The sequence below is a fragment of the Streptomyces sp. HUAS TT11 genome, assembly GCF_051553595.1.
GTDB lineage: Bacteria > Actinomycetota > Actinomycetes > Streptomycetales > Streptomycetaceae > Streptomyces.
Genome location: NZ_CP196187.1, coordinates 1 through 19166, shown reverse-complemented (window position 1 = coordinate 19166; position 19166 = coordinate 1). Strand labels below are relative to the sequence as shown.

12 protein-coding genes are annotated in these 19166 nt (G+C 66.4%); 6 read left to right on the top strand and 6 right to left on the bottom strand.

From position 1 onward, the window contains the following. Positions 1-1317 precede the first annotated feature (1317 nt). The 3 genes from ACSHXN_RS46920 (at position 1318) to ACSHXN_RS46910 (ending at position 11784) form a co-directional block, all read left to right on the top strand. Positions 1318-4842: a LamG-like jellyroll fold domain-containing protein gene (locus tag ACSHXN_RS46920; RefSeq protein WP_438307004.1), complete on the top strand. Its 3525-nt coding sequence runs from the start codon at positions 1318-1320 to the stop codon at positions 4840-4842. Positions 4843-5029: 187 nt separating this feature from the next. Next, positions 5030-11563 (top strand): RHS repeat domain-containing protein, encoded by a 6534-nt coding sequence (locus tag ACSHXN_RS46915; RefSeq protein ID WP_438307003.1) that lies wholly within the window; start codon positions 5030-5032, stop codon positions 11561-11563. Further along, positions 11560-11784 carry a hypothetical protein gene (locus ACSHXN_RS46910; RefSeq protein ID WP_438307002.1) on the top strand — a complete coding sequence of 75 codons (225 nt, stop codon included), beginning with the start codon at positions 11560-11562 and terminating at the stop codon, positions 11782-11784. The genes ACSHXN_RS46915 and ACSHXN_RS46910 overlap by 4 nt, the downstream gene beginning before the upstream one ends. Positions 11785-12221: 437 nt before the next feature. On the opposite strand, the gene ACSHXN_RS46905 is transcribed toward ACSHXN_RS46910, so the two are convergent. After that, a complete protein-coding gene (locus ACSHXN_RS46905) occupies positions 12222-12476 on the bottom strand; it encodes a hypothetical protein (RefSeq protein ID WP_438307001.1) in 255 nt (84 codons plus the stop codon). A gap of 561 nt (positions 12477-13037) precedes the next feature. On the opposite strand from ACSHXN_RS46905, the gene ACSHXN_RS46900 reads away from it, so the two are divergent. After that, positions 13038-13442 (top strand): hypothetical protein, encoded by a 405-nt coding sequence (locus ACSHXN_RS46900; protein WP_438307000.1) that lies wholly within the window; start codon positions 13038-13040, stop codon positions 13440-13442. A 126-nt stretch (positions 13443-13568) separates the two neighbouring features. Next, positions 13569-14171, top strand: a complete 603-nt coding sequence (locus ACSHXN_RS46895) for a transposase (RefSeq protein WP_438307104.1) — start codon at positions 13569-13571, stop codon at positions 14169-14171. A 576-nt stretch (positions 14172-14747) separates the two neighbouring features. On the opposite strand, the gene ACSHXN_RS46890 is transcribed toward ACSHXN_RS46895, so the two are convergent. Next, positions 14748-15407, bottom strand: a complete 660-nt coding sequence (locus tag ACSHXN_RS46890; protein ID WP_438306999.1) for a hypothetical protein — start codon at positions 15405-15407, stop codon at positions 14748-14750. A gap of 605 nt (positions 15408-16012) precedes the next feature. Between ACSHXN_RS46890 and ACSHXN_RS46885 the strand changes: the two genes are divergently transcribed. After that, positions 16013-16963, top strand: coding sequence for an acyl-CoA thioesterase/BAAT N-terminal domain-containing protein (locus ACSHXN_RS46885; protein ID WP_438306998.1), 951 nt, complete (start codon positions 16013-16015; stop codon positions 16961-16963). Positions 16964-17208: 245 nt separating this feature from the next. Here ACSHXN_RS46885 and ACSHXN_RS46880 read toward each other — a convergent pair whose 3' ends face one another. The 4 genes from ACSHXN_RS46880 to ACSHXN_RS46865 form a co-directional block, all read right to left on the bottom strand. Further along, the gene (locus ACSHXN_RS46880) at positions 17209-17397 is read right to left on the bottom strand and encodes a hypothetical protein (RefSeq protein ID WP_438306997.1); all 189 of its coding nucleotides are present in this window, start codon (positions 17395-17397) and stop codon (positions 17209-17211) included. A gap of 155 nt (positions 17398-17552) precedes the next feature. Continuing rightward, a complete protein-coding gene (locus tag ACSHXN_RS46875) occupies positions 17553-17897 on the bottom strand; it encodes a hypothetical protein (protein ID WP_438306996.1) in 345 nt (114 codons plus the stop codon). 2 nt (positions 17898-17899) lie between these two features. After that, positions 17900-18751, bottom strand: coding sequence for a hypothetical protein (locus ACSHXN_RS46870; protein ID WP_438306995.1), 852 nt, complete (start codon positions 18749-18751; stop codon positions 17900-17902). 207 nt (positions 18752-18958) lie between these two features. Further along, positions 18959-19166 (bottom strand): hypothetical protein (locus ACSHXN_RS46865; RefSeq protein WP_438306994.1); only part of this gene is annotated, 208 nt, incomplete at its 5' end.

Sequence of the window (19166 nt, the reverse complement as noted above, 5' to 3'; positions counted from 1 at the left end):
AGCAGGCGCCCGCCCGACGCGACAGTCGCGCGCTGAACCTGCCCAGACTCCGAAAACCGCCAGCCGCACTCACCACAAAGCGCGGGCCCGTCAGTAAGCTGACGGGCCCTCATGGATGATCAAAGCTAACGTACCTCGAGGCAGTCTTGGCAGGCTCAGTAATGCTTACGCAAGGCCCTTATGTGCTCAACCGCGTCGGTGTTTCCCAGTTGGGCGGCTCTGCTGTACATCGCGATGGCCTCCTCATTCCGACCTTGTGCCGCCAGGAGACTCCCCAAGGCATACGCGCCTATATGTTCGCCCAGTTCGCTGCGTGCGACCACCACTGCACGGCCTCGTCCACCTGGTCCATCTCAAAGCACACGAGGCCCAGTGCTGTCGCGGCGATGGAGTATCCACCTCGCATTGCCTTGTAGAGCAGCGAGGCGGCTTCCTGTAACCGTCCTTGCTCCTTGAGCTGGAGACCGAGGAACCCGGCAGCGTCCGCGTCGCCCGCGTTAGCCGCTTTGAGTAGCCATTGCTCGGCCTCCTGAGTCCGGCCGGAATCATGCAAAAGTATGCCCAGCTCGCGAACGGCGGATTTCTGCCCGCCCGCCTCGGCCTTCCGGATCCAATGCTCAGCTTCTTCGAGCAGGCCTTGGGCCTTGGGTATGACTCCGAAAGTCAGGGCGGCGGCCGAAGGCGTGTGGGCCCATGGGAGGCGCCCGTCTTGACACTAGGCGCTTCCATAGGCCGGGATCGCGTGACGGCCGACGCGTGCCGACTCTGGGCCATCGAGCGGATCAGATCCTGACCCGTCGGACTGCCGCCGTCTCGGCTCTCGCTCGGGCACGATCCCCGCAACTACCGACATTTCGCGGACTCGCCGCTGCTCTTTGCCGTTAGAAGCGGATTGTCCACTTCAGTCCGCTTCACCGCGTAGGGCCCCGGGCTTAGTTGACGGAAAGTTAGCCGAGAAGTCCTGGGTTGGGCATCTTCGGCCCGATCCGCATTGCGCGGTGGCTCGCGAGGGAGCGGCTATGTGTGACGCACGACACCATTGACCTACTTACTTGTCATACACATGATCTTCACAGCTCTTTTTTAAGAAGAAGTTAAGAACGGGGTGGGGGCGTGTTCACGCGACAACGGCGGTACGGCTGGCGCCAGATGGTGCGAAGCGGAGCGACACTCTTCGCACTCCTGGGGGGCATGGTTCCAGCTGCTGGCGGCCTAACAGCGACGCTGGCGCTCGCCGATGATGCTCCGACCACGACAGCGACCGGCAGCACTCCGGAATCGAAGGCGAGCGCTCTCGCCGCGAAGACAGGTCAACGCGTGGCTGTGGACGCTGTGACCACCGACTCCTCCCAGGTGTTCGCCAATCCAGATGGCACCTTCACCCAGGAGATGAACGCCGCCCCGGTCCGTGCCCGCAAGGACGATGGCACTTGGGCTCCCATCGATACCACCCTCGCGCGCGAGGCCGACGGCTCCGTACGAGCGAAGAACACGACCGCCGACCTCACCTTCTCGGGCGGCGGCAGCGGTGCCGGGTTGGTCACGCTGGAGGACGAGGGGCGCAAGCTGAAGCTCGGCTGGCCCACCACGCTCCCCGAGCCGCGGCTCGATGGCGCCATCGCCACCTACCCGGAAGTCCTTCCCGACGTCGATCTGCGGCTGACCGCACTGAGCACCGGTTACACCTCGGTGCTCGTGGTCAAGACAGCGGAGGCGGCCAAGAACCCGGCGCTCGCGACGATCAGGATGACCGTCACCGGTAGCGGGCTGGACATCGCCCCGACCGCCGACGGCGGTTTTGTCGCCCGCGACAAGGAGGGCACGCCGGTCTTCGAGAGCCCGGCGGGGCGGATGTGGGACTCGGCCGGTGACACCCCGGCCGCCCCGTCCGGTGTCAGCAGCCAGCTGATGCGCGCCGCTTCCGCGGACTCCGGGGCCGAGGACGCGACGTTGCTGCCCGATGCCAAGGGCGAGCCCGCTCCCACCGAGGGCCCTGGCAGTGGTGACGCGGCAGCCGAACTCCCGCTCAAAATTACCGGTACTGCCCTGGAGGTCACGCCGGATCCGGCTCTGCTGCACGGTGAGAACACTGTTTTCCCGCTCTACATCGACCCGCCGACCAAGGGCATCGTGCTGGGCGACTGGACGGCGTTGGCCTCTAACGGCACCAAGTACTGGGAGTTCGATGGGGACAAGGGCGTGGGCCGCTGCTCCAACTACGCCGGCTACCTCTGCGCCAGCAGCCCGTACACCCAGCGCATGTACTTCGAGTACCCGCTCTCGTCGATCCACGGCAAGAAGGTCTTGGATGCGACGATGGAGGTGTACCAGGTATGGACGTTCACCTGCGATCCCCACTGGTATGACCTGAGCCGCGTAGACAAGAGCATCTCCTCCAGCACCACCTGGTCGTCCCGCCCCACCGGGGTGGATTTGATGGGCGACCGCAATGTCGCCAACGGGCGAGGGTCCCTGTGCGACCCGTCCCAGCCGGCGAACTGGGTGCGCTTCAGCGACAACACGGACGAGACGAACGAGAACCTGACGACGACCCTCGCCTCCTACGCCGCCAACAAGACATCGCAGATCACCTTCTCACTGACCGCTCACGACGAATCCAACGCGGCATCCTGGGCACGATTCCGCAACGACGCGAAGTTGTCCGTGACGTACGTCTCCAATCCGGATCTGCCGACCTCTTACGGAGTCCAGCAGGGCACCACCGGGCGGGCCTGCAACGCATCCACGCTGCCCTTCGCCACCAGTTCCACTACCCCGAAGATGCTGGCCACGGTGCAGTCGGCCGACGGCGCCCAAGCGCAGCTGCGCGCTCTGTTCGAGGTGTGGAAGGCTGACGGCTCCAGCCGTGTCTGGTACGCGGCCTCGCCAGACAGCGCCTGGGTGGCCGACAACGCCACCCGCGACGCGACCTCCAGTGCGCTGCCGGCGCAGACGGATTACCGCATGCGCGTCAAAACGCAGGCGTATTACAAGACGGACCGGGGCGTTACCGGCGTCCTGGATTCTGCATGGTCGTCCTGGTGTTACTTCCGGGTCGACACCGATTCGCCGCCGCCTCCGGTGGTGACCAGTGCGGATGGTATTTACAAGCCTGCTGAGACCGCTCCGGCCGCAGGCGGGGTGGGCGCACTGGGCAAGTTCACCTTCACCCCCGCGGACACCGACCCAACCACGCCCGGCATCCAGTCTGACGTCGTCAGCTACAAGTGGAAGCTGAACAGCGGCGCCGTCTCCGCCCCGATCACCGTCGCCAAGGGCGCGGCCACCACGCAGTCGATCACCCCGGATCAGGTGGGTGAGAACACCATCCAGGTCTGGGGCTACGACGCGGCCGGCCACAGCTCGCTCACCGGCTACTACAGCTTCCTCGTCAATCCAGGCGCCAAGCCCGTAGGCGTGTGGCACTTCGACGGCAACGGCAACGATGCCACGACCACTGCCACGCCCCATGCGCTGTCCACTGGCGGCGGCGCTTCCTACGACGGCCCTGGCCGTGGAGGACTTGCGTCGCTGAAGCTGGACGGCACCGCAGGCTATGCCCAGTCGTCGGGGTCGGTATTGGACACGACCAAGTCCTTCAGCCTCTCCGCCTGGGTCCGGCTCTCGGACGTTTCCCGAAGCCAGACCTTCATCTCTCAGCAGGCCACCACGCTGTCCGGTTTCGCGCTGCACTACTCCAACAGCCTCAAGCGGTTCGCCTTCTCCCGCTACACCAGTGACGTGGCTACCCCGACAGCGAGCCGCTCTACCTCCGTTGCTGCCCCTGTGGCAGGAGTATGGACCCACCTCACCGGCGTGTACGACGCTGTGGGACAGACCGTGCAGCTGTATGTGAACGGTCGTCCCCAGGGGGCTCCCATCGCCTTCACCACACCATGGGCGGCGACCGGACCGCTCCAGATCGGCCGGTTCCACAACAGCACCGGTTACGTCGAGTACTTCAACGGGCTCATCGACGAGGTACACGTATGGTCGCGTGTCCTTGCGGACTCGGAGGTCGTCCAGGACGCCCGCTTTGAAGACGAGGACATCAGCGACGGCACTGCCGGCGACCCCGTTCCGGCGCTCGTCGCCAAGTGGGATGCCACGGACATGGCCAACGCGACCGGCACCACGATCAAGGACACCAGTGGCTCTGCCCGCCCCCTGACCCTTAGCGGGGCCGCGCTCACCCAGTACACCGTCGGAGACCCTGACATCGGCGAAGAGGTGACGACCAAACAGACGATGACCTTGAACGGCACCAGCGCGTACGCCACCGCCACCGGTCCGGTCGTCGACGACTCCGGTTCGTTCACCACGACCGCCTGGGTGACGCTGGACCCCGCGAAGCTCGCCGACACCAGCAAGTCGTATTCGGTTCAAGTCCTCGGGCAGTCAGGCACGAGCCAGTCATCCTGGGGTGTCTGGTACGAGCAGTCGGCCGGCAGCACCCAGGGACACTGGACGTTCGGCCGCCCCGACAAGGACGGTACCGGTGCGGTCTGGACCGAGCGTGAGTCCACCTCATTCACCACGGCCCAACTGGGCGTGCCGGTCATGCTGACGGTCGTCTACGACGCCCAGGCGGCAGCCGAACCCGACGACGCCGCCTCGCTGGGCGGGCTCAAGCTCTACGTGAACAGCGCGCTGATGGGTGACGAGGAGGGCGCGTCTTACCCCGCGCCCTGGCAGGGCGGCGGAGCGTTCGAGATCGGCCGGGCAAAAATCAATGGCGCTGCGGCGCGTTACTTCCCCGGATTGATCGACAGCGTCCGTGTCTGGGCCGGAGCCACCTCCACCGACGCGATTGCCAATCGGTACAACGCCGAACAGCAGTAGAGCGGAACGGGCCAGGGCGGCTCCCTCACCCGCCCTGACCCCTGCCGCTTGCAGCGCCCTGCACGTGTGCGGACGCGCCACCGAGATCCAGTGTTACCGGGTGCCGTCGACGCCGTCACCCGAGCGTTTCCTGCCCGTTGCCGAGAACCGGGGTAATAACGTGACTTCATCACCTTTCCGCCCACGCATGCCAGGGGCGGTCATACGCCGCTGGCTTGGCCGAGGCGCTCTGGTCGCCGCTGTCTCCCTCCTACCTCAAGTCGTGGTTCCGTCGGGCTACGACTTCATCGCCCAGGCCCAGCCCCAGGCAGCCCGCAAGCATCTGGAGGACCGGCCCGAAGCGAAGATCGACAAGGTGGGCGTGCTCAAGCCCGGCACGTCCAAGGCTCCGAAGGACAAGGCTGCCCCCGCGTCCCGCGAGACACGGGACCGGCTGAAGAAGGCCGCCTGGCCGAAGGCTGGGAAGACCACGGTCAAGGTCGCAGCGACCGCCGAGGCCGCTGTGACCGTCGGCGGACTGGGCGTGGCGCTGGCCCAGGAGCCTGCCTCGGCGGCCGGGGCAGCGAAGGCCAGGGCAGCGGGGGGCAGGTCCAAGGCTAAAGCCTCCGGCCCGGCGGAGCAGGTCACTGTCAACGTGCGCTCACGGACAGCCGCGGAGAAGGCGGGCGTCAACGGTGTCCTGCTGACCGTCGACCCGGCCGGTGCCGCCAAGAAGTCCGCCGACGACACGGACGGGCTCCGCCTCTCCCTGGATTACTCCTCCTTCAATGATGTCTACGGCGGCAACTTCGGTCCCCGCCTGCGGCTGGTGACGCTTCCGGCGTGTGCGCTGACCACCCCGGAGAAGAGTTCCTGCCGTACTCAGACCCCGGTGGCGGGCGCGGACAATGACGCGCGGTCTCAGACCCTGACCGGCACACTGCCCGCCCGCACCCTCACCACCGGTACCCCGGTGCTGCTGGCGGCGGCCGCCGCGAGTTCGGGCGGCGGAGGCGACTACGGTGCCACCCCACTGTCCCCGACCGCGACCTGGGAGGGAGGCGGCAGCACGGGTGACTTCAACTGGAACTACCCGCTGCGGGTTCCTCCGGCGACGGCCGGACCGGCTCCGAACCTGTCAATCTCCTACAACTCTGCCTCGGTGGACGGCCGCACGGCCGGGGAGAACGACCAGACCTCGGTGATCGGTGAAGGCTTCTCGATCACCGAGTCCTACATCGAGCGCAAGTACGCCTCCTGCAAGGAAGACGGCCAGTCCGGCAAGGGCGACCTGTGCTGGAAGTACGCCAACGCCACCCTGGTCCTCAACGGCAAGGCCGTCGAGCTGGTCAACACCTGCGCCGATAAGGCGGCCTGCGACGCCGCTGCCCTGTCCCAGGCGTCCGGCGGCACGTGGAAGCTTAAGAATAACGACGGCACCCGTGTCGAGCACCTGACCGGCGCCACCGGCAACGGCGACGACAACACCGAGTACTGGAAGGTAACGGACACCTCCGGCATCCAGTACTTCTTCGGCAAGCAACGGCTGCCCGGCTGGAGCGACAAGGGCACCACCTCCACTGCTGACGACGACCCGGTCACCAACTCCGTGTGGACCGTCCCCGTCTTCGGCGACGACTCAGGCGAGCCCTGCTACAAGTCCACCGGCTTCGCCGACTCCTCCTGCAACCAGGCCTGGCGCTGGAACCTCGACTACGTCGTCGACACCCACGACAATGCCTCCGCCTACTGGTACACCCCGGAGACGAACTACTACTCCAAGAATGCCGACACCACCGTCAACGGCACCGCCTACACCCGCGGCGGCTACCTCGACCGCATCGACTACGGCCTGCGCAGCGACCTGATCTACTCCAAGCCCGCTGCCCAGCAGGTCGGCTTCACCTATGCCGAGCGCTGCGTCGTCTCTGGCGGCTGCTCCAGCCTGACCGAGAGCACCAAGGCCAACTGGCCCGACGTGCCCTTCGACATGATCTGCGCGGCCAACACCAAGTGCACCACCCAGATCGGCCCGTCCTTCTTCACCCGCAAGCGCCTCACCGACATCACCACCTCGGTGTGGACCGGCACCGGCACCACACGCCGGGACGTGGACACCTGGCACCTGGACCAGGACTTCCCCGACACAGGTGATGCCTCCTCGGCGAGCCTGTGGCTGAAGTCCATCCAGAACACCGGCAAGGCCAACACCACCACCGCGGTCATGCCGCCGGTCGTCTTCGGTGGCATCCAACTGTCCAACCACGTCGAGGGCAGCGGCCCGGACACGCTGCGCTACATCAAGTGGCGGGTGCGCACCATCAAGTCCGAAACCGGCTCAACCCTTACCGTCAACTACTCCGACCCGGACTGCATCTGGGGTACCAGCATGCCGGCGGCCGTGGACAAGAACACCCGCCGGTGCTTCCCGGTCAAGTGGTCCCAGTCCGGGGCGACTCCGGTCACCGACTGGTTCCACAAGTATGTGGTCACCTCGATTTTCCAAGACGACCCCTACGGCCACGGCGACACCGGCGAGACGTACTACGACTACCAAGGCGGTGCCGGCTGGGCCTACGCCGACGACGAGGGCCTGACCAAGATCTCCAACCGTACTTGGTCGCAGTGGCGCGGCTACGGTAAGGTCGTGGAGACCTCCGGCGACCCCGAGGGCCCGCGCTCCCAGAAGTCCACCCTCTACATGCGTGGCCTGAACGGCGAGAAGGAACTCGACGGCACCCCCCGGGTGGCGACGGTCACCGATTCCACCGGCACCTCCATCGACGACTCCCGCCAGTACGCCGGCTTCGTCCGCGAGACCATCGCCTACAACGGCAGCGACGAGGTCAGCGGCACCATCAACACCCCCTGGTCCGCCAAGACTGGAAGCCACGCCTACAGCTGGGGCACTACCGAGTCGTGGATCGTCCAGGCCGGTGAGACCGCCACTCGCAGCAAGACCTCCACCGGCACCCGCACGGTCAAGCAGAAGACGACGTACGACACTACGTACGGCATGCCGATGACCGTCGAGGATAGCGGTGACGCTGCCCAGACCGGCGACGAGTCGTGCGTGCGTACCAGCTACGCACGCAACACCTCGGCTTGGCTGGTGAACACGGTCTCGCGCACCGAGACCTACTCGGTATCCTGCGCGACCACCCCAGTGATCCCCGACGACGTCGTCTCCGACATCACGACGGCCTACGACGGCCAGGCGGTGGGCGCGGCGGCCACCAAGGGCGACATCACCAACTCCTACCGGGTCGCCAGCTACGACCCCGTGGCCAAGACTCCGGTCTACCAGCGGGTCTCCGCTTCCACCTACGACAAGCTGGGCCGTCCACTCACCGCGACCAACGCCGTCAACCAGACGGTCAAGACCACCTACGTACCCGACGACACTGGCTACGGCCCGCTGAAGTCCAAGACCACCACCGACCCCAAGCTCTACAGCTCCACCACCGAGGTGGACCCGGCCTGGGGTGTGGCCACCAAGACCACGGACGCCAACCTCAACGTCACCGAGTGGTCCATGGACGCGCTCGGCCGCCTGCGGTCGGTCTGGAAGCCGGACCGCTCCCGCATGGCCGAGGACGCCGCCAGCATCGTCTACACCTACAGCGTCAACAACGACAAGGAAACCTGGGTCCGCACCGACGCCCTCAAGGCCGACGGCAAGACCTACAACAGCTCCTACGAGATCTTCGACAGCCTGCTGCGGTCCCGCCAGACGCAGGTCCCCGCACCGGGCGGCGGCCGGGTGATCTCCGAGACCCTTTATGACGACCGCGGCCTGGCCTACATCAGCAACACACAGGTCCACGACAACAACGCGCCCTCGGGCACCCTGGCCAATACCTTCTCCGGATCCGTCCCCGCGTCCACCGAAACGGTCTACGACGCTGCCGGACGCGCCACGGACTCGATCTTCCGGGTCTACGGCCAGGAGAAGTGGCGCACCACGACCGCCTACCAGGGCGACCGCACGGCCGTCACCGCCGCCGAGGGCGGCACCGGTACCCTCACGATCGCCGACGCCCGCGGCCGGATCACCGAACGCCGCGAGTACGGCGGCCCCGCCCCGACCGGCACTGACTACACCCGCACCCAGTACGAGTACACCCCCGGCGGCCAGCTCAAGAAGATGACCGGACCGGACGGAGCGGTCTGGACATACGGCTACGACCTGCGCGGCCGTAAGACCACGTCCACCGACCCCGACAAGGGCCGAGTCGACACCACCTACAACGACGCCGACCAGCCGCTGACCAGCACGACAACCCTCGACAAAGCCACCCGCACTCTGATCACCGACTACGACGAGCTCGGCCGAAAGATCGGCACCTGGGACGGCGTGAAGGACAACGCCCACCAGCTGACCAAGTACACCTACGACACCCTCGCCAAGGGGCAACCGACCGCGGCCATCCGCTACGTCGGCGGCACCACTGGCAAGATCTACTCCCAGGTCGTCACCGGCTACGACAGCCTCGGCCGTTCCACGGGCACCAAGACCGTCATCGCCGCCAGCGACCCCCTGGTCACCGCCGGCGCACCGCAGACCTTCACCTCCTCCACCGCCTACAACATGGACGGCACCCTCCAGTCCACGGCGATGCCCGCGGTGGGCGGCCTGCCCGGCGAGGCCGTTGTCTACAAGTACAACGGCCTCGGCATGCTCACCGGCACCGACGGTATGACCGACTATGTCCAGAACATCGGCTACTCCCCGTACGGCGATATCGAGGAGACCAGGCTCGGCACCTCCACCGGTGCCAAGCAGCTCCAGATCCTCAACCGCTACGAGGACGGCACCCGCCGCCTGGCCAACACCCACACCGTCGACCAGACCAACGCCGGCTACACCAGCGACATCGACTACGCCTACGACGCCACCGGCAACGTCAAGTCCATCACCGACAACACAGGTAGCAAGGACACCCAGTGCTTCACCTACGACGGCTACCGCCGTCTCACCGAAGCCTGGACCCCCTCCTCCAACGACTGCGCCACCGCGCGCTCGGCGTCCGCGCTCGGCGGCCCAGCCCCGTACTGGACCAGCTGGACCTACAAGCCCGGCGGCCTGCGCGACACCCAGACCGAGCACAGGACCACGGGCAACACGACGACCGCCTACGGGTACCCCACTGTTAACGCCAACGGCGCCGGCCAGCCCCACACCATGACCTCGGTCACCGTCAACGGCGGCACCGCCAAGTCGTACACGTACGACGAGCAGGGCAACACCACCCAGCGCTACGGCCCCACCGGCACCGCGCAAAGTCTCACCTGGGACATCGAAGGAGAACTCGCCCACCTCACCGAAGGCACCAAGAACACCGACTACCTCTACGACGCCAACGGCGACCTCCTCATCCGCCGCGGCCCCGACCAGACCGTCCTCTACCTGGCCGGCCAGGAACTCCACTACGACACCACCGCAAAGAAGTTCAGCGCCCAGCGCTACTACCCGGCCGGCGACGCCACCGCCATCCGCACCGAGACCAGCCTGTCCTGGATGGTCGACGACCACCACGGCACCGCCTCGATGACGGTGGACGCCACCACCCAGACCATCACACGCCGTTACACCAAGCCCTTCGGTGAGGCGCGCGGCGCAGCGCCATCGGCCTGGCCCGACGACAAGGGCTTCCTCGGCAAACCCGCCGACGCCAACACCGGGCTCACCCACGTCGGTGCCCGCGAGTACGACCCGGCCACCGGACGCTTCCTCTCCGTCGACCCCGTCCTCGCCCCCGACGACCACGAATCCCTCAACGGCTACGCCTACGCCAACAACACCCCCGTCACCCAGTCCGACCCCACTGGCCTGCGGCCGGACACGGGCTGCGAGCGCGGGTGCACCGACAGCAAGGGCAACGCCGTTCAGGTCTCGGTGACGCCAAGTCGCAACGGCTGGGTCTACCACTCCACGAAGACCTACACCCAGTCCTTCACCTACACAAAGTCCGGCGGCGGCACCGGAAGCGGCACCATGACCGTCACCGTCCGCACGGACGGGAGCGTCACGTCGGCGACGGTGACCTTCAAGAAGGGACCCGACCCGAAGCCCAAGAAAAACGACGGTGAGTGCAACGCCTGCTGGGCCATGGGCACGAACCCGCACTACGACCCCAACGCCGACGACATTCCGGACGCAGGAAAGCTCGCCACCTGGCAGAAGGTATTGCTCGGCCTCGTTGCAGGCGTAGCAGGGGCTGTGGCCGTCGCCCCGGTCGCTGTAGCCTTGGGCGGGGGATGCCTGGCCACGGCTCCCGTATGCGCCGCGGAAATCGCGGAAATGGCGACAGGTGGCGCCTCCGGTGGGAGCGCGGCCGTGGGAGCTGGCGCAGCGCTGAGCCTCACAAAGCTCCCCGGCAGGGCTGGCGTGAAGATTTCCGGCCGTCTCAGCAGTAAAATGATGGCCGATTTGAGTGAGGAGCACGGAGTCGAATTTGCTCTGATCTACCGGACCGGAAACGGCCGGAATGGAGGTGGCGGATCTTATTGGCTCTACTCCGGCAAGGCGCGGGCGGTCAGATTTCCCGGTGAAGGAGATGTGCGCCTCATCTACCATACGCACCCGGGTGGTACGGCATACGCAAGTCGAGCGGACATGAGAGCCCTGGAAACCCTCAAGGAAAACGGATCGCCGCAGCGCTCATCAGAAGTCGTGCTGCCTGACGGGTCGACGGTTCGGTTTGGCGGAAAATACATGAGTAATGGGTGGTTGCGATGAACATTGAAGAATTTCAAGACCTCTGGGAGCCGGGGTTTGACGGTAATGTCCTGGTTCGAATTGGTGGAGTTGACTCGAACGACTTCGCCATCTTTGATCCGAGGGACAAATCCATGCTTCTGATCGACGACGACGACCTGCACGACGAGGTCGTTCGACGAATGCTCGCAGCGGGAGCGCCAGTTCTGGACAGCTTCCCACGAGACAAGCCGGCCAAATAGCATTCAACGCATATTAGGGCCCGTTTCCTGTCGAGGGTTTCTACGGGTTGTTGCTACACGTGGTCGTGTTGATCAGGCGGCAAGCAATTTATGCAGGCGCTCGGCCGGGGCCCCAGTCGAGCGTTTTGCATGAGCGGCCGTTGGTTCGGCGGCAACGGCCCAGGCCTCGGTCAAGGTTGTGTTCAAGAAGGGACCCGACCCGAGGGCCTGGGGCGCCCCGTACAACTCCTCGCAATTCTTGGCCACTGGCGAGAACCAATTGCTGGACTGCTGGCCAATTCTGGTGGACCTCTCCTCAGGTCAGGCCCGATTCGGAAAGTTGGAGGAGCGGGCCTCCTTTAAGGCGTTTTAGTAGGCGCTCTCTCTGCTGGCCCGTCGACTCGCGGGCCAGCAGGAGGTGCCCACGATCACTGCCATGACACCCTCCAGAGCTTTCGTTAGGGCCTCATGGTGTTTGTCGGCATCGGCTCGTCGCCGTTGAAGCTAACCGTCTGCGTGGCTTCATGGCCGCCGCGTGCGGTACTGAGGGTGTCGATGACGTCTCGCTGGAGGCGGAGCCGGACGTGGGCGTAGACGGTGGCTGTGACGTCGATGTAAGAGTGGCCGAGGGGTTCCTTGATTACGACGTGCAGTGAGGCGTGCGTGATGGTCGGTTCTTCTGGAGGCTCGACGCGGCTGACTATGTGGAGCACTGCGGGATAGAGTTGCGAGAAGAGTTCATTTCTTACGGTGATTCCAGGCAGTGGTTGCCCCCGTGCTCTCTCGAGAAGAGGTTGCTGCTGTCGATCGTCAGCTGGTCGAGATTAGGGGAATCGGGGTCCTGTGAATCATTCCCGGCGGCTTCTTCTAGAGAGCCGTACCTGAGTGGGCTGAAGAGGATTTCCGAACATGATCGATCACTGGAATTCGTAGACACGGGGGTGGTGCACGATGGTCACATTGGAAGCCGCCATACTTGCTGCCCATGAATTCGGATCTCGCACTTTTCCTGAGATTGATGGATCGAGCTGGGGGTTTCACTTTCGAGGAATCTCAAACTCTGGTCTCTATCTGTTCCAGATAACTGTGAATCCATCGGCTCCGAATGGAAGACCGAAATTTGGTGGAAGCCCCGGAGTTGTCGTCGACTCGACCGACGGGAATTGCCGCTATGTGCGTGGCCACTCAGAATACAAAGATCTTCTGCGCGAGATAGCTGATAAGGCCCCGGGGCCGAGCACGCCGACAGCCTCCCTGCCGGGATCCGCCGGGGCGTGATGGCGGCCGATCAGTTCACCCAGATCGCCAACGGGCTCTTCCGCGACACCCAGTTGTCCTTCAAGGCAAAGGGCCTATTCGGACTGCTCTCCACACACCGGGACGGCTGGCGGATGACCGTCTCCGACATCGTCCGCCGTGGCCGCGACGGTGACTCAGCCGTCAAGAGCGGGCTGAAAGAGCTGGAGAGGCACGGCTCCCTGATCCGGGAACGCGAGCGCGCCCAGACGGCACCCTCGGCGCGGCCGCGTACTTCATCACCGACCTGCCCACTCTGCAAAACACCAGGTCACAACCAAAGTCGGGTTTTCCGCCAGTGGATATACCAACGTTGGCTGATCGCCCCACTAATACTCCAGCAGCACTTTGACGTTTTCCCTGTTCAGGGGCGGTTGGGGTGAGTGTAGTGGCCTGATTCCCGGCCCGTGTTCTCTTTCCCGGGCCGCCCCTTGATTGTGTGCAGCCGCCGCTGATTATGGCAACGGTGTGGGCAGCCTCCCCGCGTGATCGACGAGCGTGCAGTTGAGATCTGGAACGACGAGCTCGAGGAACTGTTCCTGCGTACCGGCCACCGCTTCAGGCGCGTCGAGCCCCGTCGCAGGATGCGTGACTACATCCGTGGACTGCTCGGCCCGGTCGGCCGCAAAAACGGCTGGCAACTGGCCGAATATGCTGGTCACCGAACCCCCGACCGCCTTCAGCGGCTCCTCAACGGCGCCCGCTGGAACGCCGATGAACTCCGCGACGACCTCCAGCACTACGTAGCCGAACGACTCGGCGAGCCCGACGGAATCCTCATCCTTGACGACACCGGCTTCCTCAAGAAGGGCACCACCTCCGCCGCTGGGCAAATCTGCAGCTCACAAGCGGTACAGCGTGGGGCCCCTGACCCTGCAGTGCTGCACGGCGCGGGCCGTCGAAAGCGTCGGCCAATCGGCGGCCGGCGAGGCTGGGGACTGGCGCTACCCGTGGGCGTGACGCGCGCATGCCAAGCACGTTCCCGCAGGTCAACCGTATATAGGACCCCTAGAACATATACGTGTACAGGCCACGTGTCGGAACTGTCCCAGAGCCCAAGGGTGGTTCCGCACGGTCACCATAGCTCTTTGGTTAACAGCATTGCGCGTTAACGGAGTTGACGGCTCAGCACTGAGTGGGGGCAGGCACCTCGTGCCAGAACCCGACTGCGGACGACGCTCACTCCGCCCTGACGATGCAGATGCTCCGCGACCGCTTCACCGGCCACCGCCCCCGCCGCGGCCTCGCCACGTCCTCCCGCCTGAAGGGCCACGACCGGATCGCCATCACCCAGCGGGGCGGCAGGGCCGATCCGAAGCCCCCAATGCCGACTCGACCGCCCCGTAGGTGTCCGCGGGCTTCTGCGCCCCGCGGGCCTGCGAGAACGCCTTGCTTCGAAGGTTGTCCCAGTCGATCTGGTGACGGAGCAAAGAGTGCTCTTCCATGATGCTCAGCGCCTTCGACAAGTACGTCCGCGCCGCGGGGGCCATGTCGTCACCAGCCGAATCCTGCGCACCGTTTGTGCATCCCGTCGCTGCGACGACCACTCCGGCCAGTGCCGCACATGCTGGCATGCGCAGCAAACGTCCCAGACCCATCCGTCCCCAGGCTCTCGTCACAGGACGCAACCCTAACGTTAACGATCACCCGCTGATGAGCTCACAGATGAGAAACAAGCACTGACCACGTCAGCCGGGCACGCCCAGTTCGTCCAGGCTGGCGCCGTCCGCCCAGCGCTGCAGCTGATGACCGTCGAGGAGGCGGACGCCACCCTGGCGGAAGGCCCAGACCACGTCCTCACGACTGAAACCGCAACGGTGGACCACGACCCGCGTCAGGCCGTCGATACCCGGGCGGCCCGCCTCCCGCAGAGGAGCGGGCCCGCTCACGGTCTCGTCCTCGCCTGCCGTGGACACGGGACGGAACGCGACGTCGAGTTCACGACCCCGGCGATCCCGGGCGTACAGGCGCGGCCGCCCCTTCCGCGCGGTCAGGTCGACCACCTCCCAGCCATCACGCCGCAGCATCCGCGTAGCCGCCACCACCAGACTCCGGTCATCGAGCCGAGCCAGCTCCGCCGCCGTGTACCGACCGCCGCGCCGGCGGACGACCGCCCGGCGCAGGTGCCTGCCTGCAGTCCCGGCGGCCGCCAGGAGGACGGAACCGACCACTAACCCGACGACGCCAAACGCTCGAAAGAGCCACATGAGCAGCAGCACGAGCGCAAGCACAGCCAGGCCGATACCGACGAAGCCGGGGAGGACATCGCGCAGCTCGGGCCCGTACCGGCCCTGGGCCCGCAGTTCGGAGACCGCCCTCTGACGCTGCGAACGCCGGGACCCAGGCACGGGAGGACGTGCGGTGATACGCGCAGCAGCCCCGATCTGTTAGGCAATGGGGAAGCGCCGTTCCTGCACCAGCGGCAGGCGGCCCGCTGTTTTTCGGCGGCCGCCCGGTTGTCGTGCTCCCGGGCGCACGGCGTTCGCCGGGCACGCGGACCTGTTCGGCTTTCAGCCGTCGCGCCTTCTGATACGCACCCTGGTTGGGGGTCGCGCACAGTGCTTCCGCGAAGTGCAGCCACGGCATGCCAGCCGACCGGCCGTCCTCGATCGCCTTCAGCTGCCCGGCGTCCGCCCGCTCCCGCAGGTACTGCCAAAATGTCGCCCGCAGCACCGCCTTGCCTCGCCGAACACATCGATCAGGCTGTCCTTCGGCTGTTTCGGGTTGACTCGGCGGACGCTTCAAGATCAGTGTGGTGGATCAATTCGTGGTGGTGGGGGGCAACGTGTCGTTACGGCGGTTGCAGGGGTTGGTCCTTATGGGGGCTGTCGTGATCGGCTGGGGGGTGGCGGGATGCTCGTCGGGGATGCAAGCCAGTAGCAGGGCGGTCATCGGGGTCGATGCGCCGATAGCTCTGGCGGATCAGGCCGTTCACTTGAGGATCAGTGGTCTGGTGCCGCACGACGAGATCACTGTCGGCTCGTCGGCGACCGCACGCGACGGCAAGGTGTGGCACGGTCAGGCAACATTCACCGCGGACGATCAAGGTCTCGTTGATCTCTCCACGACGAGGCCGGTGTCGGGGACGTACAACACGGTCGACGGTATGGGCCTGTTCTGGTCGATGAAGCCCCCTACCGGCGATCCGAACAGTGACTACTTCTCCCTCCATTCCCCTGAGTCCTCCCCCTCGTACGCCGTGAAGATCACCGTGACGGCGCATGGCCGGCAGTTGGCGAGTCGCACGCTCACCCGCGAAGGCAAGGCCAAGGGAGTCAGCGCCCGAACACTCACCCTGGCCCACGACAAGGTCGTCGGAGAGATGTTCCTGCCGCGCCCCGGCACGCCCCGGCACCCGGCCGTGTTGGTCTTCGGCGGATCTGAAGGGGGCGTCAGCATGAAGTGGGAGGCGGCTCTGCTGGCCTCCCACGGTTACCCGACGCTGGCCCTGGGCTACTTCGGCGAGCCCGGCCTGCCCGCCACCCTGCGCAACATCCCGCTGGAGTACTTCGCTACCGCCGCCCGCCTGCTGGCGGCCCAGCCCGGCGCGGACCCCTCGCACATCATCGCCATGGGCTACTCCCGAGGCAGCGAACCCGCCCTGCTCCTCGCCGAGGACTATCCCCGCCTGATCCACGGCGTCGTCGTGTACTCCCCGTCGTCCAACGTCAACCAGGGATTCGGCGGGGGCAACGCCTGGACCAAGGACGGGCATCCCATCCCCCAGGGCAGCATCCCGCTCGACCACCTCAGCGGACCCCTACTGGCCATCACCGACCTACGTCAGGGCGATCACCGGGGAGCTGCACGCGGCCCAGGACCGGTATCCGTACCAGGCGCTGATCTACCCCGGGGCCGGGCACGGTGTCGGAACCTTCCCTTTCCTCGCGGAGGGCGCAGTTGACCCATCCCTGGGCGGTAATCGCGTCGGCAACGCTGTCGCGAAGGAGCAGGGCTGGCCCAAGGTCCTCGCCCTCCTCGCCGACATCCAGAAATGATGAGGTGGAGAGGTCGCGGTACAGCAGCGAATTACAGCAAGCAACCCCAGCAACGGCAGCGCCCCACACCGGTCATCAGAAGCCTCCCGGCAGCCTGTATGACAGCTGATGACCGATCTTTGTAGAGCTACGGATCAGAAGGCGTAGCCTGCTAAGCGGTGAGGTCGTCCGCACGGTAAAGGCCGCGACCGGAGTGGCGGCAGCCGGGATACTCCGCAACCCACTTGCAGCAGTAGGGGTCGTGCCACACCATGCCGTAGCTGGTGTTTTTGTCCTGACGGTCAAGGACTCGGTAGCCGATCGATCCGATGTTGTGGGCGAACGTGAACTCCTCAGGCATCGCGGCTCTTTCGATCGGTCCTGGGTACGGGAGGGGGCCGGGGGAGTGCCCCCTCCCGCAACATCAATAATAGTGAGATTTGGTGTGGTGTGAACCCGCCCCTGACCTGGGCTTTCTCGGTGAGAAGCGCTGGCCGTTGACTGCGAGCGCTGGACTCAGCGCATGAGCATGCGGGGGCCGGCGGTGACGGCGGCGGGCGGTTCGTGGTCGCGGTAGTCCGAAACCCGCACGTAGCCGCCCGGCATCGTGTCCAGCCGCAGACCGGGCCCCCAGTCGTCGGTGACTTCCGGGGGGAGATTCTCGACGTCGTCCGCCTCGACCTGCCCGGCCCACCCGGTCACGTCGTGGCCGAGTGCCTGCCGCCACGCGAGCAGGATGGGGAACAGCTGGCCGCAGTCGTCGACCAGGGCGACCGCCCGGGCCTCGTTCGGGCCCGGGCACTCGGCGTAGGTCGGCGCATCGGGGCGGTTGCGCTCTCCGAGCGTCATCAACCAGCGCATCGTCACGACACCTCCAGTTCCAGGCGCGCCGCGTGCGGGGCGCCATGCGCGGCGGATTGCGGGCGACGGGCCGGACGCCGTGACCGCTGTTGGGCACGCAGGGATTCGGCTTCGCCCTGAGCACGTCGTGCGTGCTCGTGCTCTCGGGCGGCTTCGGTGAGGCAGTAGGGCGTCCACCACTGCTTGACGTCGACGGTGCGGACCAGCGAGCCGGGGAGATCGGCCAGCATCAGCAGCAGGACCGGGTCCGGGCGCGCGGTGAACCACCGGGCGACAACCCACCAGGCGGCCACAGCAGCGCGCCGTGCGGGGTGGGCGGCGCGGGCCTCCCGCTCCAAACGGGCCGCTTGCGCCTGGTGGCTGGCTGCCGACCAGGTGAGGAAGCGCAGCAGGGCAGGAGTGTCCCGCTGCCGGGACAGTTGAAGGATCGCGGGCAGGTCTTCGCGCTGCGCGACGTGGGCGGCGCAGGCGTGCAGGACGGCGGTGAGTGCCGCGGCGGTCTTCTGGGACGGATCGTGTCCGGTGGCGGACTCCATCGGGTACACCGTGACCTCGGGGCGGTGGGCCGCGTCGTCGTTGTAGAGGGTCAAGCTCCCCCGAAAGCCCGTGCGGCTGCGGGCGAGCCGCGGCAGGTCCTCGGCAGGGGCGGTGGCCTGGAACGCGTTGACGGGACCGAGACAGGCGCGCACGGCGGTGAACTGGTCCCAGCGGTGGGGGTGGTGGGTACCGGTGACGTGGACGCTGCCACGCATCGCCCCGGACAGTTCGAAGACGACTGCGTCGGCCTCGTAGGGGCCGGCGGTGGCGCGCACGGTGCCGGCGGGCGTGTCGACGGTCAGGCTCGGCCTGGTCATGGGCTGCGGCTCCTCGAGGGGTCGGGTCGTTGGGCTGGGGCCTGCCGCCCCGCGCTCGCCGAAGGGGAGGGTGCGGGCGTCGGGGCGGCAGGTCTTCGGCCAGTGGCGCGCTGGCCGGGTTGGCCGTTCCCGCCTCCCCTGGGGGAGGAGGAGACGGGAACGGCGTCTGTGGGGTCTTGCTGGCGGCCGCGGGGCGTTCCGCGGGCTCTACGCCTCGGGCTCGCTGTAGGTCCAGCAGGAACAGCCCGTGCCGTCGGTTCGGGAACGGCCCCAGAGGCGCACCGGGTCGTGCTCGGGTTCCGGGTAGCCGCACCCGGCACACGGCGGTCCCCATGAGGCGGGCTCGTCCGCCGGGACGGCCGTGTAGACGTCCGGTCGGCTCCACGGGTCGCCCCCGGGCTTGAACGTGACCGAT